Source organism: Marinobacterium mangrovicola (genome assembly GCF_004339595.1).
Classification (GTDB): Bacteria; Pseudomonadota; Gammaproteobacteria; order Pseudomonadales; family Balneatricaceae; genus Marinobacterium_D; species Marinobacterium_D mangrovicola.
This window is the reverse complement of sequence record NZ_SMFU01000007.1, coordinates 1,062,431-1,076,541: the sequence shown is the minus strand read 5'-3', so window position 1 is coordinate 1,076,541 and position 14,111 is coordinate 1,062,431. Positions and strand designations below refer to the sequence as shown.

Here is a 14,111-nt window from a genome sequence, read left to right as displayed (position 1 = left end):
AGGAATAGGCCCTGACATTTGCCAGGGCCTTAGAGGGCAGATTAGAGGCGGAACTTGAACACCAGCTTCATCAGCTTCTCGTAGCGGGCGCCGTAAGGCGGTGCCAGCATCAGGATGCCGGACTTTTTCGCCTGCTGGAAAACCGGGCGGATCTTGGAGAACTCAAGGAAGCCTTCGCGGCCGTGGTAATGGCCCATGCCGCTGTTGCCCACGCCGCCAAACGGCATATCGTGCTGGGCTGCGTGCAACAGGGTGTCGTTGATGCAGGCGCCGCCAGACAGGGTGTTATAGAGCACCTTATCCTGGGTCTGCTTGTTATTGCTGAACAGGTAGAGGCCCAGCGGGCGCTCACCGGCGTTGATGTACTTGATCACCTCGTCGAGGCTGTCATACAGCTTGATCGGCAGCAGCGGGCCGAAGATCTCGTCACGCATGATCAGCATCTCTTCGCTGACATCCAGCACCGCGGTGGGCGGGTACTTGCGGTCCCTGGCGTTGGGCTCGCCCTTGGAAACCAGACGTACCGCCTTGGCGCCCTTCTGCGTCGCATCTTCAACGGTCTGCACGATGCGCTCGAAGGAGCGGTCATCGATGATCGAGGTAAAGTCACGGGAATCGGCAGTGCCGTAACGCTCGTTCACCACCGCCTGGGCGTAGCCGATAAACTCCTGCGCCTTGCCGCGCGGCAGGAACAGGTAATCCGGTGCGGTACAGGTCTGGCCGCTGTTGATGCACTTGCCCCAGAGAATACGCTCGGCGGCGGTGCGCAGATCGTAGTCCGGCGCGATGATGGTCGGTGACTTGCCGCCCAGCTCAAGCGTTACCGGCGTCAGGTACTTGGACGCGGTTTCCATTACGGTTTTACCGGTGGCCGGAGAGCCGGTGAAGACAAAGTGATCCCAGGGACGGTCGGTAAATTCGCTGGCACGCACGCCCGGAATAACGGCGAACTGCTCGTCGCTGAATTCAGCCGATACCAGCTTGTCCAGCAGGCGGCAGAGGTTCTGCGAGTTGGCCGCCATCTTGACGATAACGCGGTTACCGGCTGCCAGTGCCGCGATAGACGGGCCGATCGCCAGCGCCAACGGGTAGTTCCAGGGGCTGACAACACCGACCACGCCCTTGGGCTGTGGGATGACTCGGTTTTTCGCACCGAGGAAGTTAAGCCCCACATGACGTTTCTCCGGCTTCATCCACTTCTTGAGATGCTTCTTGTGGTAAGCCACCGCACTGGTCATCTGCGAAATATCGAGCAGCTTGGTTTCCTGCGGGCAGCGATTGCCGAAGTCGGCGTTGACCGCTTCACAGATCGCATCCATGTTCTCCATCAGGAGCTTGTCGATCTTGTTGAGCGCATCGATACGCTGCTGATAGCTCGGATAGGGCTGCTCGCGGGAGGCGCGGCGTTGTTTATCGAATACGCGATCAATGCGGCTTTTCGCTTCGCTGATCTGCGCCTGGGTACTCTTCTCCTGGGTACTCTGATCCTGAGCAATAGTCGGTGCGGCACTCGTCATGGTGACCTCTATCTTATTTTATCTGTCGGGGTTCAAGCAGAAACGGCGAGCGCCTGCCTGAGTGCTACAGCCAAAAAGCGGCTTCTAGTAAACACTGACAGCCTAAAAGAGCCCCCACCCACCAGCTTGACACTTAGCGATTTGGATTTGACAAAAGACGTCGCGCCGAAGCCCACAGATCCCCGATGAGTCACCCTTTTATCGCGTTACTTCTCAGTAAAAAGCCGGGCTGAATGTAGAGGGATTCAAGAAGAGTTAAGACGAGTTGAACGTCGCGAACTGTCAAAGCCGGTGCGGCTTATGTCAAGCAGCCGGAATGCCCCTCTCGCACTATTCCTACCACTGAAAGAGCTCTTTTCCCGGTCTGTGCAGGCGAGGGTGCAGCTAAGCACCGCGTTCTGCGTACCCGGCGGGAGAGGCCTCAAGTCCGGTAAAAATAACTAAAAAGAGACATTCACATGGCGACTAGACTCCTGCAATCGGCCGATTCCGCTTACGACTACCCCCTGCTGATCAAACAGCTGCTGCAGTCCAACCAGCGGTTTGAAACCGAGCACCAGATCGTATCGGGCGAGCACCGGTTCAGTTATGCCCAGTTCAACGAGCGTATCTGCCGCCTGGCCAACGCGCTTAAAGCCGCGGGTATCGGCCCCGGCGATACGGTGGCCGTGATGGACTGGGACAGCCATCGTTATCTTGAATGTTTCTTTGCCGTGCCGATGATCGGCGCCGTGCTGCACACGGTGAATATCCGTCTGTCGCCGGGTCAGATTCTCTACACCATGAACCACGCCGAGGATGACCTGGTGCTGGTGCATGATGATTTCCTGCCGATCATCGATGGCATCAAGGATCAGCTGGAAACCGTCAAAGGCTATATCCAGCTGACCGATCAACCCGAAAACGCCTGCTCCTTCGAATCTCTGGGTGAATACGAGGCGCTGCTGGCCAAGGCCGACACTGCGTACGACTTCCCGGACTTCGATGAAAACTCCATTGCAACCACCTTCTATACGACCGGTACAACCGGCAACCCCAAGGGTGTGTTCTTCTCCCATCGTCAGCTGGTGCTGCACACGCTGAACATGGTGAACACCCTGCAATCCCGCAACTGCGATAGCGCCCTGCTCGATCATGAGGGCGTCTATATGCCGATTACGCCGATGTTCCATGTGCACGCCTGGGGCATCCCTTACGCGGCGACCATGATGGGCGTACAACAGGTTTATCCGGGTCGCTACGAGCCCAACAACCTGACCCGCCAGATCCGTGAGGAAGGCGTGACCTTCTCCCACTGCGTGCCGACCATCCTGCAGATGGTGATGCAGTCTGGCGAGGCGGCGGATACCGACTTCAACGGCTGGCAGGTGATTATCGGCGGCAGCGCGCTGACACCGGGCCTGGCCAAACAGGCGCTGGAAAGCGGCATTCAGCCGTTCAGCGCCTACGGCATGTCGGAAACCTGCCCGCTGATGTCCATGACCCGCATGGACAAAAACAGCTACGCCCTGCCGGCGGACGAGCAGATCGCCCTGCGCACCCGCGCGGGCCTGCCATCTGACCTGGTCGATATCCAGATCTGGACGCCGGAGGGCAAGGTGCTGGCGAACGACGGCAAGAGCGCCGGCGAGCTGGTGGTGCGTGCTCCCTGGCTGACCCAAAGCTACCTCAACGAGCCGGAAAAAGGCGCCGAACTCTGGCAAGGCGGCTGGCTGCACACCGGCGATATCGCCTGTATCCACCCGGATGGCTGCATCGAGATCAAGGATCGCATCAAGGACGTGATCAAAACCGGCGGCGAGTGGATCTCCTCCCTGGAGATAGAGCGCCTGATCAGCCAGCACGAAGATGTGGCCGCGGTTACCGTGGTCGGTGTGCCCGACGAGCGCTGGGGTGAGCGCCCCTTCGCCATGATCGTGCCGCGCCGCGAGCAGCTGGAGGCCGAGAGCATTCAGCGGCATCTGCAGACCTTTGTCGACGACGGCACCATCAACAAATGGGCGATCCCCAAAGCGATTCAGCTGGTGGACGATATCCCCAAAACCAGCGTCGGCAAGATCGACAAGAAGCGGATCCGCGCCCAGCTGGCCTGAAGCCGGTCGCCCGCTCCCCACAAAACGGACCTCTTCAGCACGGCTAAAAGCGGCGCTGAGGTCCGCGTAAAGCAAAGCAATTCCTCGCCCGGCCCTGAAACTTTGATGTTTCAGACGTCGGGTGCCCGTTGCGGAGAATAATAAGAAATGGAATATGCCGGACTGATAGGCGGCGTTGTGCTGCTGATCCTGTTGGCGCTGCGCGGGGTGAATATCATCCTGTCATCGCTGATCTGCTCACTGCTGGTCGTGCTGACCAATGACCTTCCCCTGGCCCCGAGCCTCTCTGAGTATTACGCCTTCGGCCCGCTTGGCGCATTTACCTTTGCCGGCAAATTCTTCCTGCTGTTTGCCGCCGGTTCCATCTTCGGCCGGGTGATGGGCGACAGCCACGCCGCCGCCAGTATCGCCACGGCGTTGATCAACCGCCTGGGTGCGCACCGCGCACTCTGGATCACCACCCTGGCATGCGCCCTGCTGACCTACGGCGGGGTTGTCGCCTTTGTGGTGATCTTCGCGCTTTATCCGCTGGGGCTGAAGTTGCTGCAGGAGGCTAACATTCCCAAGCGGTTGTTCTGCGGTGCCCTGGCGCTCGGCGCCGGTACCTTCACGCTGACCACCTTGCCGGGCACACCGTCGATTCATAACGTGATCTCCTCGGTGGCGCTGGGCAGCGATCTGTTCGCCGGGTTCTGGGTTGGCACCGTAGGCGGTGTGGCGATGTTCTTCCTGGGGATCTGGTACCTGGAGCGGCAGCGCAAACTGGCCATCGCCAACGGCGAAGCCTTTGTGCCGGGCTCAACGGATCGCATCTCGTCCCTGGATGAAAGTGAATATCCACCCTGGCAGCTCGCCCTGCTGCCGATGGTTGTGGTGATCGGGTTGATCCTTCTGCCCCGCGTTATCAGCATGTCGATCGATATCGGTGCGCTGGATGAAGGGTCTCTGCTACGCACGCTGATCGAGTTTGCCAACGCCCAGCCGATTGTCTGGCCCAGCATCGCCCTGATCGCGGGTTCTGTTCTGGCGGCGCTGATGTTCAGCCATATCCGCCGTGAGTCGCTGCAGGTGATGGGCAATGGCGCCCAGGATTCGATCATGCCGCTGATCAACACCGCGGCGGTGATCGGCTTTGGTGGCATTGTTACCCACACCAGCGGCTTTCTTGAATTCACCTCGCTGATGCTGGAATCCAACCTGCCGCCGCTGCTGTCGGCCTTTGTGTCGGTCAGCCTGGTGGCGGCGATCACCGGCTCCGCATCCGGCGGCCTGCAGATATTCATGCAGACCATGGCGCCCGCCTATACCGAGATGGGCCTGAACCCAGAGGTGCTGCACCGTATCGCCACCATGGCCAGCGGCGGCTTCGACTCCCTGCCCCACTGCGGCACGGTGATCGCTACCCTGACCATCACCGGGCTCACCCACAAAGAGGCGTACAAGGATATCGGCATCATCACCGTGGTGATCCCGGTGCTGGTGACACTGGCGCTTATCGGGCTTCTGGTACTCACATCGGCCTGATCAGCGGCTCCCAGTTATCACTCATCAAATAACAAAAACAGGATAGCAATATGAGTAAGCCAACCCTTCTTGTGACCCGTCCGCTACCCCAGCCGATGGTTGATGCCCTCGGCCAGTTTGGCGAGGTGCAGATCGTGGACCTGACAGCCGACACTATCCCTGCAGGCGATATTATCGTCACGACACCGCTGGACCCGATCAAGGGCGAGGTGCTGGCCAAACTGCCGAAGTCGGTGCGCCTGATCGCCAATATCGGTATCGGCGTGGATCATGTGGACCTCTCCGCCGCCCGCGAGCTGGGTATCGCCGTGAGCAATACGCCGGTGGTTACCGAAGATACTGCAGACCTGGCGATGGCACTGCTGCTGGCCACCTGCCGCAAACTCAGCGCCAGTGAGCGTTACCTGCGCGCCGATGACTGGGTTTCCGGCATGGGTCAGACCGGCATCCGCGTGCATGGCAAAACCCTCGGTATTATCGGTATGGGCGCCATCGGTCAGGCGCTGGCCCGCCGTGCCCAGGGGTTTGGTATGGAGATTATCTACACCAACCGCAGCCCTAACCCCGATGCGGAAGCCGCTCTCGGTGCGCGTTTCTGCGAGACCAAGGAGCAGCTACTGGCCGAAGCCGATATCGTCTCCCTTAACTGCGACCTCAACCCGAATACCCGCCATATCATCGATGCCGAAGCGCTCAGCCAGATGAAACCCGGTGCGGTGCTGATCAATGCCGGGCGCGGACCGCTGGTGGATGAAGCCGCGTTGATCAAGGCGCTGGAGAGCGGCCATCTTGGCGGCGCAGGTCTCGATGTGTACGAGTTTGAGCCACAGGTAAGCCCAGGCTTAACCGCTTTCGATAACGTCACCCTGCTGGCCCATATCGGCAGCGCCACCCAGGAGTGCCGCGCGGATATGGCGCGCCGTGTCTGTGTGAACATCGCTGCGTTTATCCAGCAAGGCGCGCCGCAGGATTGCTGCAACTGATTTGGCGCCGGTGACAGACCGGCGTAACTGAAAGGTCGATCCCATGAGTATTTTCAATGTGAACCCGGTCACGGTGGATGACTACCGACGACTGGCCCGGCGCAGGCTGCCGCGCTTTCTGTTCGACTATATCGACGGTGGCGCCAATGCCGAACAGACCCTTGCGGATAACGTAAACGGCTTCGACCGCTACCGCCTCAAGCAGCGGGTGATGCGCAATGTCGATGATGTGGATACCTCCACCACCCTCGCAGGCTTCGAGGCCGCGATGCCGCTGACACTGGCGCCGGTGGGCATGGCGGGCATGTTCGCCCGCCGTGGTGAAACCCAGGGCGCGCGTGCGGCCAACGCCAACAGTATTCCCTTCACCTGCTCTACCCTTGGCATCTGCCCGGTGGAGGAGATTATCCGGGCCACCGGCAAGCCGATCTGGTTTCAGCTCTATATGCTGCGTGATCGCGAGGTGGTGCAGTCGCTGCTGAAACGTGCCGAAGCAGCCGGCGTAAACACCCTGGTATTTACCGTAGACCTGCCGGTGCCCGGCAAACGCCTGCGCGACTTCCGTAACGGCATGCTGGGTACCAATCTCTGCAGCAAACTCTCCAAGGCCGCGCAGCTGCTCTACAGCCCGCGCTGGATTGTGGATGTTGCAATCAAGGGCAAACCCCATGTGATCGGCAACCTCAGTGAAGTGGTGCCCAACCCCGATGATCTAAACGAATACAAAGCCTTTATCGACAGCCAGTTCGACGCCAGCGTCACCTGGAAAGATATCGAATGGCTCAGAACAATCTGGCCCGGCAAGCTGATCATCAAGGGCGTAATGGAGGTTGAAGATGCCCAGGCAGCGGTAGCCGCCGGAGCCGATGGCGTGATCGTCTCCAACCACGGCGGCCGCCAGCTGGATTCAGTCTCGTCCAGCATCGCCAAGCTCCCCGCTATCGCCAAGGCCGTGGGCGATCAAACCGAAGTCTATATCGATAGCGGTATCCGCAACGGCATCGATGTGGTCAAAGCGATCGCCCTGGGCGCCCGCGGCGTTCTGATCGGCCGCCCCTGGATCTACGCCATGGCCGGCGCCGGCGAACAGGGAGTGAATGATCTGCTTAACAACTTCCAGAGCGAGATCAGAACCGCCATGGCGCTGATGGGCGTGAACCGGTTAGAGGAGATTACTGGGGAGTTGATTGAGGCGGTTTGAGGTTGTTTAGCGAGGAGCTGTTAAAGCAAGGGCCGGATCGATTTTTATTGATCCGGCCTTTCAGTATAAGCTGGTCTTGATTTATTATCTAAAACATGCGAACTAAATTTAAATTTTTGGCGATTCTTAATTATTAAAAGGCGGAGCAAAAAATTCGCCCAAATTATGTTTTTTAAAACCCTTACTGTGTAATTGCATGGTTTCGTTATCTTACTCTAGCCATCTTTAAAAAATTCTAAACTTCAATTCTCGGCTCGATCAATAGATCAGAGACTTCCCAGTTATAGGCATCCATTAACTGGGCCATTTCGTTGTAAACAGGCTTTTCTTTGTCTATATCACGAATCGTAAGTAATATTGTGAAAGGAATTTGAACTCCTTCTACTTCGATTCCCTCACGATCAAGAATGGAAACCCTTAATTTCCAATGTTCGATATTGATACCGTTAGGAAATCGCTTTTGATAGACCTTGATTGGAGACCATTTATCACCATTTTTTACAAGTTCTGATTCATAATTATGCGCCTCTTGCTGGCGTGGGATTTTTGATGAGAAACTGCCGTCCTTGTACTCACCAAAACCTACGTTTACGTCAAATTGGCAGTATTCAAATGCTCTATTAGGATCTAAATTTGGTTGATAAACTAACGTTATAAAGAACTCAGCTCTAACTTTTCCTTCTTCGGTTCGAAGGCAACTGGGTATAGGAAAGGGTAGTTTCTCGACTTCAAAACTTTTTTGAGCATGACCTTGAAATGCGAGCGTTGTTTCATAATCATTTACTTCGAGGATGCTTTCAATATCTCGAGGTAAACCCCATCCAAAATAGTGTTTGTACTCTCTATCAAGCGTGTGGCCATGATTCATATTTGCGTTATGAATTAATAAAGCTTTAACAAGGTTTGGAGAGGCTCTTTCACCTAGTTGTTGGTAAATATTAGCTGCGATTGTTGCAATGACTGGTGTTGAAAAGCTAGTGCCTACATCATTACGTTTATTGCCGAGTGGACAGACCGAGTTTACACCTAATGGAATAGCCATACCTCCTAATGAGAGTATATTCCCGCCAAAGTGTACTAAATCTGGTTTCTGTATATAGTTTGAAACCGGGCCTCTGCGGCTAAATGGTGAAGGCTCCTCGTTCCTCACGTGTCCATCGACATGAGCTAAGGCACCAACTGTAATTGCGCGAACAGAATCAGCAGGGCTCGATACTCCATCATTTAGCTGAGAGACAGGGGGCCACTCTCTTAGAGAGTCGGTGTAGTTACCTGCCGCGACTACACATAAACAATCATATTTATCTTGGAACTCATCTAGCATTAACGCCATTGTGGATATTTCGTCAAGAGATACAGGCGAAGACGAGCCTAAAGATAAGTTCCAAATCTTAATTTCAGGTTGCTCCTCGGCTACTTCATACATGGCATTAATAATTTCAAATACATCGCCAATACCATTGCCTAGTACTTCCACACTAAAAACTTTTGACTGACACGATGGAAAGCGAATATCTTGATTATAGTGGAATGCGTTTGATAGCAAACCACTCACAAAAGTACCATGAGAGAAGTCTCTTAAAGCTTCTGGAATATAGCACTTAGAGCCCGCAATCCAATTCTGAATAGCCGGACAATTGGCACTGACCCCGCTATCGACGACACCAATTATAGGATAAGCCTTATCATCCTCAGGGTCTGATAATTCTGCCCGTTCAGCTCTGACGGTAGAATCGGTCATTGGTTTAACTGTAATACTTTGTGAACGAATAGCGCTTTGTACTGAACTCACAGACGGCAGTATATCTAACAACGTTTTTGAATAAGAGAATACTTTATAGAGGCGGACTGATTCTGACAGGTGTTTTACCCACTTAGCATCATTTCTATCAAGCAGGTTTTCAAAATTATGATCAATGGCCAGGTTAATCTCATCATCATTATAACGAAACAAACGAATAATAATTGGGGTTAAGTCTTCTCCAATATAATCGAGTTTTGGACTATAGTTTCTAATGCTCTTAATAGTCGATAAGGCTTTGATCGCTTTCTTACTTTCAGCAGTTTCGATTTTTTTTCGTAATGCCTCAAGGCCTTTTGGATTTACCTGAATCAAGAGTTTCCCATATCCTTGATCGCCAAAAAAAGGGCATGTTTTTTCGTTAAAAAGTGCCTTAGGCCTATGAGATTTTGCTGTCGCATTGCTTTCTAACTCAACAAGCGCAGCGCATGTATCTACACCACTAGTCTCCACTCCAGCTTCTAGGGACTGGTATACCCTATCAATAGACGAAAGCAGCTCATTTCTAAACTCTTTTGTGACAGGCTTCAATGGAGTAGACGAACCACCAGGATTAACTGATGGCTTAAAGTAGTCAGTGGTTGAGAATTGGACGTGTTTTATAGGGTTTTTAGGTGTGCTCATTATTTATTATCCTTTAATAACCGACTGACGTAACTAGGTGATATATCCCACAATAAGGAGAAAAGCTTTCCAGTGAAAAGCTCTCCGTTTATTTCTTTGAGCTTATGCATGTTCTTGCTACGCTCTTCATCACTTTCGAAATTTAGCCAAGGATATAACGAGACCAAAATAGTTCTCACAAGACCAATTCGTGATGCGGGTAGTTCGTTAATGATTGAGTATCTCAAGTATTCATAGGTTGCCATTTCTATCTCTGCACCAGTCATACCATCAGATACTTGAACGCATAAATTTAAGTCTCCTTCAGTAAAATCGTATTTCGAAAGCAAAGAATTGAAAATTGCATATCTCTCTTTTTCTAATGGTGGAGTAAGTTCTAATTTGTAATGAAACCTTCGACCAATAGCAGGATCCAAAAGATGTATATGGTTGGTTGCGGCTATAACGATGGTATCCGTTAGAGAATCGATGTTCTGAAGTAAGCTAACTACAACTCGTTTTAGTTCTCCAATCTCATTCTTATCATCTCTAGCTTTTGCTATGGCATCGAACTCGTCTAGAAACAGTACACATGGCTGAGACTGCGCATAGTCAATCAGTGACCTTATGTTTTTTGATGTTGAACCTAAATAGGATGATATTAGAGCATCAGCACGCGCCGTAACTAACGGAAGATCTAGCTTTGCTGCTATATGATTAGCTAACTTACTTTTACCTGTACCAGGCATACCATGCAAAAGTAGCGTTGGATTAATGGGTATATTTAGCTCAATGAGGCGTTCTTTCTTATATATGTAACCTAAAAATGAGTCGATTACTTTCTTTGAACCATCAGGTAAAAAAATCTGAGAGTCAGTAATTAATGGGTGGGTTATGTCCGCTAAAGAGAAACGGTTGTCCTTCTCTACCGGTACCGGCCTCTGAGAGATTGAGTTTGCGGAAGCTCCTTTCGCCGTAACCGGTTGCACACCTCCTTCTAGCTGTTCGCTAAGGCCTTTAACTGCGAGTTGCTCACCATCTACCTTCAACTTTTCAATGAGTTGTTGGATATATAGAGATACATGCTTACGATCACTTGCTAGGGCGCCGCGAACAATGTTAGAGATTTCAGTGTAGTACTTCATTTTTAGATCCAAGGCGTGAAACAGTGAACTAATTCTGGCATATAGTGAATTGATATGCACAAATAATTCACAAAGTGATGCCGTTAATGACGCGTTTAGGTGGTCCCTTCCAGCGTTGTAAGCGCGAACCTTCGAAAGCCTTGAGCATGCTACGTGTAGTCGCTACCGCTGCCGGGGGAACTCCGTTTTAGCCTCGTTGGTGCTGATACCCTATTGCTCGAACGCTTTCTCATTGAAGAAGATCAGCCCCTTCATAGATGCGGTGATTCTCCGACCAACGGTCTGATTACTTTAAACGGCAACGCAGCAGCGATCCGCTCCTCATGCAACATAAATCGCGCAGGCGGCGAAGGCATGAAATGAGGTAGTACGGCAGATGGCGTACCAGCCCGACCTGGGTGGGTGCAGCTGTGGGTGAGGAACAGCAGTGGTCGGCTGGTACATAACGCGAAGGTCGACGGGATCGCCGACCTTCTGAGGTTCGCCCCTTATCCCTAAAGTAGGGATTTGATACCGGGGCGAAGGTAGAAGCTTACATATTCGGGTAGTTGGGCCCGCCCATCCCTTCTGGCGTGACCCAGGTGATGTTCTGGGGCGGGTCTTTGATATCGCAGGTTTTGCAGTGCAGGCAGTTCTGGGCGTTGATCTGGAATCGCTCGCCCTCTTCCTCCTCTATCACTTCATACACGCCCGCCGGGCAGTAACGCTGGGCCGGTTCTGCAAACTTCACCAGGTTCTGCTGCAGCGGTATATCGGCGTTCTCCAGTTGCAGGTGACAGGGCTGATCCTCTTCATGGTTGGTGTTGGAGAGGAATACCGATGAGAGCTTGTCAAAGCTCAGTTTGCCGTCTGGCTTGGGGTAGATAATCGGCTGGTAGCTGCTGGCCGGTTTCAGCTGTTCATGGTCCGGGTGGTTATCGCGCAGGGTTACCGGGATACGGCCACCGAACCAGTTCTGATCCACGTAGTTGAACGCACCGCCGAGCCAGTGACCCAGTTTATGCATCGCCGGGCCAAAGTTACGTGAGCGGAACAGCTCATCGTAGAGCCAGGATGACTCGAACAGGTCCGTATAGGCGACCAGTTCATTACCGCCCTCATCGCCGTTCACCAGCGCCTGGAAGATCGCTTCAGCGGCGAGCATGCCGGATTTCATCGCGGTGTGGCTGCCCTTGATCTTGCTGAAATTGAGCGTGCCGGCATCGCACCCCACCAGAAGACCACCGGGGAAGGTCATTTTCGGCAGGGAGTTGTAGCCGCCCTTTGCGATGGCACGTGCGCCGTAAGAAACACGTTTGCCCCCTTGCAGATGACGCGCAAGCACCGGGTGATGTTTCAGGCGCTGCAGCTCATCGAAGGGGCTCAGGTAAGGGTTTGCATAGTTCAGGTCGACGATCTGCCCGACCACCACCTGGTTGTTGTCTGTGTGGTAGAGGAAGAAGCCGCCACTGGTGTCTTTATCCAGCGGCCAGCCGGTGCCGTGCACCACCAGGCCAGGCTGATGCTGTTCCGCAGGAATATCCCATAACTCTTTGATACCTAAACCGTAATGCTGGCAGTCGGACTGGCTATCCAGCTTGTAACGGGCGATCAGCTCCTTGCCCAGATGGCCGCGACAGCCTTCGGAGAAGAGGGTGTATTTGGCGTGCAGTTCCATGCCCGGCGTGTAGTTCGCGCCCTGCTCTCCGTCGGCGGTGACGCCCATATCACCGGTGGCGATGCCCTTCACGCTGCCATCCTCGTTGTAGAGGATTTCGGAGGCGGCAAAGCCGGGGAAGACTTCCACGCCCAGGGACTCAGCCTGCTCCGCCAGCCAGCGGCAGAGGTTACCCAGGCTGATGATGTAGTTGCCCTGGTTGTGCATCGTCTTCGGCACTAAGGCGTTGGGGATGCGGGTGCCCTTCTCGGCATCTTTGAGCAGGTAGACTTCATCTTCGGTGACCGCCGTGTTCAGCGGCGCACCAAGCTCTTTCCAGTTGGGAAAAAGCTCATCCAGTGCGCGGGTCTCGAACACCGCACCGGAGAGTATATGAGCGCCTACCTCGGAGCCTTTCTCGACGACGCAGACGGTGAGTTCTTTTTCCGCTTCCTGGGCCTGCTGCATCAGGCGGCAGGCGGTAGAGAGCCCGGCCGGGCCGGCGCCCACGATAACGACATCAAACTCCATAGAATCACGCATAAAAACCTCCCGGCGATATCCCTGCCGCCTTTCTTATAGATATAAGGTCATCAATTCGGGTCAAAAAATATGCCCTGAACCTGGGGAAGAACAGGGCATAAAGGATTGCGACGACTGTCTTTCGGGTTTACGGCTTAGAGTTTGGATTCCAGCTCCGGCACCGCCTCGAACAGGTCGGCCACCAGGCTGTAATCCGCCACCTGGAAGATCGGCGCTTCTTCATCCTTGTTGATCGCGACGATCACCTTGGAGTCCTTCATACCGGCCAGGTGCTGGATTGCACCGGAGATACCGACGGCGAAGTAGATATCGGGCGCTACGATCTTGCCGGTCTGGCCCACCTGCATATCGTTGGGTACAAAGCCTGCGTCTACCGCAGCACGGGAGGCGCCCACCGCCCCGCCGAGTTTATCGGCCAGGGATTCCAGCAGTGCGAAGTTCTCGCCGTTACCGAGGCCACGGCCACCGGAAACTACTACGCTGGCCGCAGTCAGTTCAGGACGGTCGGACTTCGCCATCTCTTCGCTGACAAAGGCGGAGGTGCCGGCATCGTGAGCCGGGCTCACGCTATCTACACTGGCGCTACTGCCGGTGCTTGCTGCTGCATCGAAGGCGGTGCCGCGCACGGTGATCACCTTGATCGAATCCAGTGACTGCACGGTAGCGATGGCGTTACCGGCGTAGATTGGGCGCTGGAAGGTATCGGCGGCTTCTACGGCGATGATGTCGGAGATCTGGCCCACATCCAGCAGTGCGGCCACACGGGGCATCACGTTTTTGCCGGTGGTGGTGGCCGGAGCGACTACGTGGCTGTAGTCCTTGCCGAGCTCTGCGATAAGCAGCGAGAGGTTTTCTGCCAACTGACGCCCATAGGCGGCGTTATCGGCCAATAGGACCTTGGAGACGCCGGCAACGCTTGCGGCGGCTTCGGCTACTGCGGCGCAGCCTTCGCCTGCGACCAGCAGGTGGAGCTCGTCACCCATCTGGCAGGCGGCGGTTACTGTGTTGAGTGTGGCACTTTTCAGGGTGCTGTTGTCATGTTCTGCAATGATGAGAATAGCCATC

The 14,111-nt window shown here is 54.4% G+C and carries 9 protein-coding genes; 4 read left to right on the top strand and 5 right to left on the bottom strand.

Annotated features, from left to right (window positions below):
* Nucleotides 1-41 precede the first annotated feature (41 nt).
* Nucleotides 42-1,517, bottom strand: coding sequence for a coniferyl aldehyde dehydrogenase (locus tag CLV83_RS05875; protein ID WP_132288823.1), 1,476 nt, complete (start codon nucleotides 1,515-1,517; stop codon nucleotides 42-44).
* Nucleotides 1,518-1,975: 458 nt separating this feature from the next.
* Between CLV83_RS05875 and CLV83_RS05870 the strand changes: the two genes are divergently transcribed.
* The 4 genes from CLV83_RS05870 (at nucleotide 1,976) to CLV83_RS05855 (ending at nucleotide 7,318) form a co-directional block, all read left to right on the top strand.
* Nucleotides 1,976-3,610, top strand: a complete 1,635-nt coding sequence (locus CLV83_RS05870; protein ID WP_132288820.1) for a fatty acid--CoA ligase — start codon at nucleotides 1,976-1,978, stop codon at nucleotides 3,608-3,610.
* A 147-nt stretch (nucleotides 3,611-3,757) separates the two neighbouring features.
* A complete protein-coding gene (locus tag CLV83_RS05865) occupies nucleotides 3,758-5,134 on the top strand; it encodes a GntP family permease (protein WP_132288818.1) in 1,377 nt (458 codons plus the stop codon).
* A gap of 50 nt (nucleotides 5,135-5,184) precedes the next feature.
* Nucleotides 5,185-6,117, top strand: a complete 933-nt coding sequence (locus tag CLV83_RS05860; RefSeq protein ID WP_132288816.1) for a 2-hydroxyacid dehydrogenase — start codon at nucleotides 5,185-5,187, stop codon at nucleotides 6,115-6,117.
* Between the two features lie 43 nt (nucleotides 6,118-6,160).
* Nucleotides 6,161-7,318: an L-lactate dehydrogenase gene (locus CLV83_RS05855; RefSeq protein ID WP_132288814.1), complete on the top strand. Its 1,158-nt coding sequence runs from the start codon at nucleotides 6,161-6,163 to the stop codon at nucleotides 7,316-7,318.
* A gap of 235 nt (nucleotides 7,319-7,553) precedes the next feature.
* On the opposite strand, the gene CLV83_RS05850 is transcribed toward CLV83_RS05855, so the two are convergent.
* The 4 genes from CLV83_RS05850 to CLV83_RS05835 all read right to left on the bottom strand — a co-directional run bounded on the left by CLV83_RS05850 (nucleotide 7,554) and on the right by CLV83_RS05835 (nucleotide 14,110).
* A complete protein-coding gene (locus tag CLV83_RS05850) occupies nucleotides 7,554-9,743 on the bottom strand; it encodes a S8 family peptidase (RefSeq protein ID WP_132288811.1) in 2,190 nt (729 codons plus the stop codon).
* Complete coding sequence (locus CLV83_RS05845) at nucleotides 9,743-10,867, bottom strand: AAA family ATPase (RefSeq protein ID WP_132288808.1); 1,125 nt, start codon at nucleotides 10,865-10,867, stop codon at nucleotides 9,743-9,745. The genes CLV83_RS05850 and CLV83_RS05845 overlap by 1 nt, the downstream gene beginning before the upstream one ends.
* Before the next feature lie 532 nt (nucleotides 10,868-11,399).
* Nucleotides 11,400-13,046, bottom strand: coding sequence for an electron transfer flavoprotein-ubiquinone oxidoreductase (locus tag CLV83_RS05840; protein WP_132288805.1), 1,647 nt, complete (start codon nucleotides 13,044-13,046; stop codon nucleotides 11,400-11,402).
* Nucleotides 13,047-13,180: 134 nt separating this feature from the next.
* On the bottom strand, nucleotides 13,181-14,110 hold the full coding sequence (locus CLV83_RS05835; protein ID WP_132288802.1) for an electron transfer flavoprotein subunit alpha/FixB family protein: 930 nt from the start codon (nucleotides 14,108-14,110) through the stop codon (nucleotides 13,181-13,183).
* Nucleotide 14,111 lies beyond the last annotated feature (1 nt).

Excerpts from the sequence above, each read along its gene's own strand:
- CLV83_RS05855 (WP_132288814.1), top strand. The coding sequence starts at position 6,161 with ATGAGTATTTTCAATGTGAACCCGGTCACGGTGGATGACTACCGACGA.
- CLV83_RS05840 (WP_132288805.1), bottom strand. The coding sequence starts at position 13,046 with ATGCGTGATTCTATGGAGTTTGATGTCGTTATCGTGGGCGCCGGCCCG.
- CLV83_RS05845 (WP_132288808.1), bottom strand. The coding sequence starts at position 10,867 with ATGAAGTACTACACTGAAATCTCTAACATTGTTCGCGGCGCCCTAGCA.
- CLV83_RS05850 (WP_132288811.1), bottom strand. The coding sequence starts at position 9,743 with ATGAGCACACCTAAAAACCCTATAAAACACGTCCAATTCTCAACCACT.
- CLV83_RS05835 (WP_132288802.1), bottom strand. The coding sequence starts at position 14,110 with ATGGCTATTCTCATCATTGCAGAACATGACAACAGCACCCTGAAAAGT.
- CLV83_RS05860 (WP_132288816.1), top strand. The coding sequence starts at position 5,185 with ATGAGTAAGCCAACCCTTCTTGTGACCCGTCCGCTACCCCAGCCGATG.
- CLV83_RS05865 (WP_132288818.1), top strand. The coding sequence starts at position 3,758 with ATGGAATATGCCGGACTGATAGGCGGCGTTGTGCTGCTGATCCTGTTG.
- CLV83_RS05870 (WP_132288820.1), top strand. The coding sequence starts at position 1,976 with ATGGCGACTAGACTCCTGCAATCGGCCGATTCCGCTTACGACTACCCC.
- CLV83_RS05875 (WP_132288823.1), bottom strand. The coding sequence starts at position 1,517 with ATGACGAGTGCCGCACCGACTATTGCTCAGGATCAGAGTACCCAGGAG.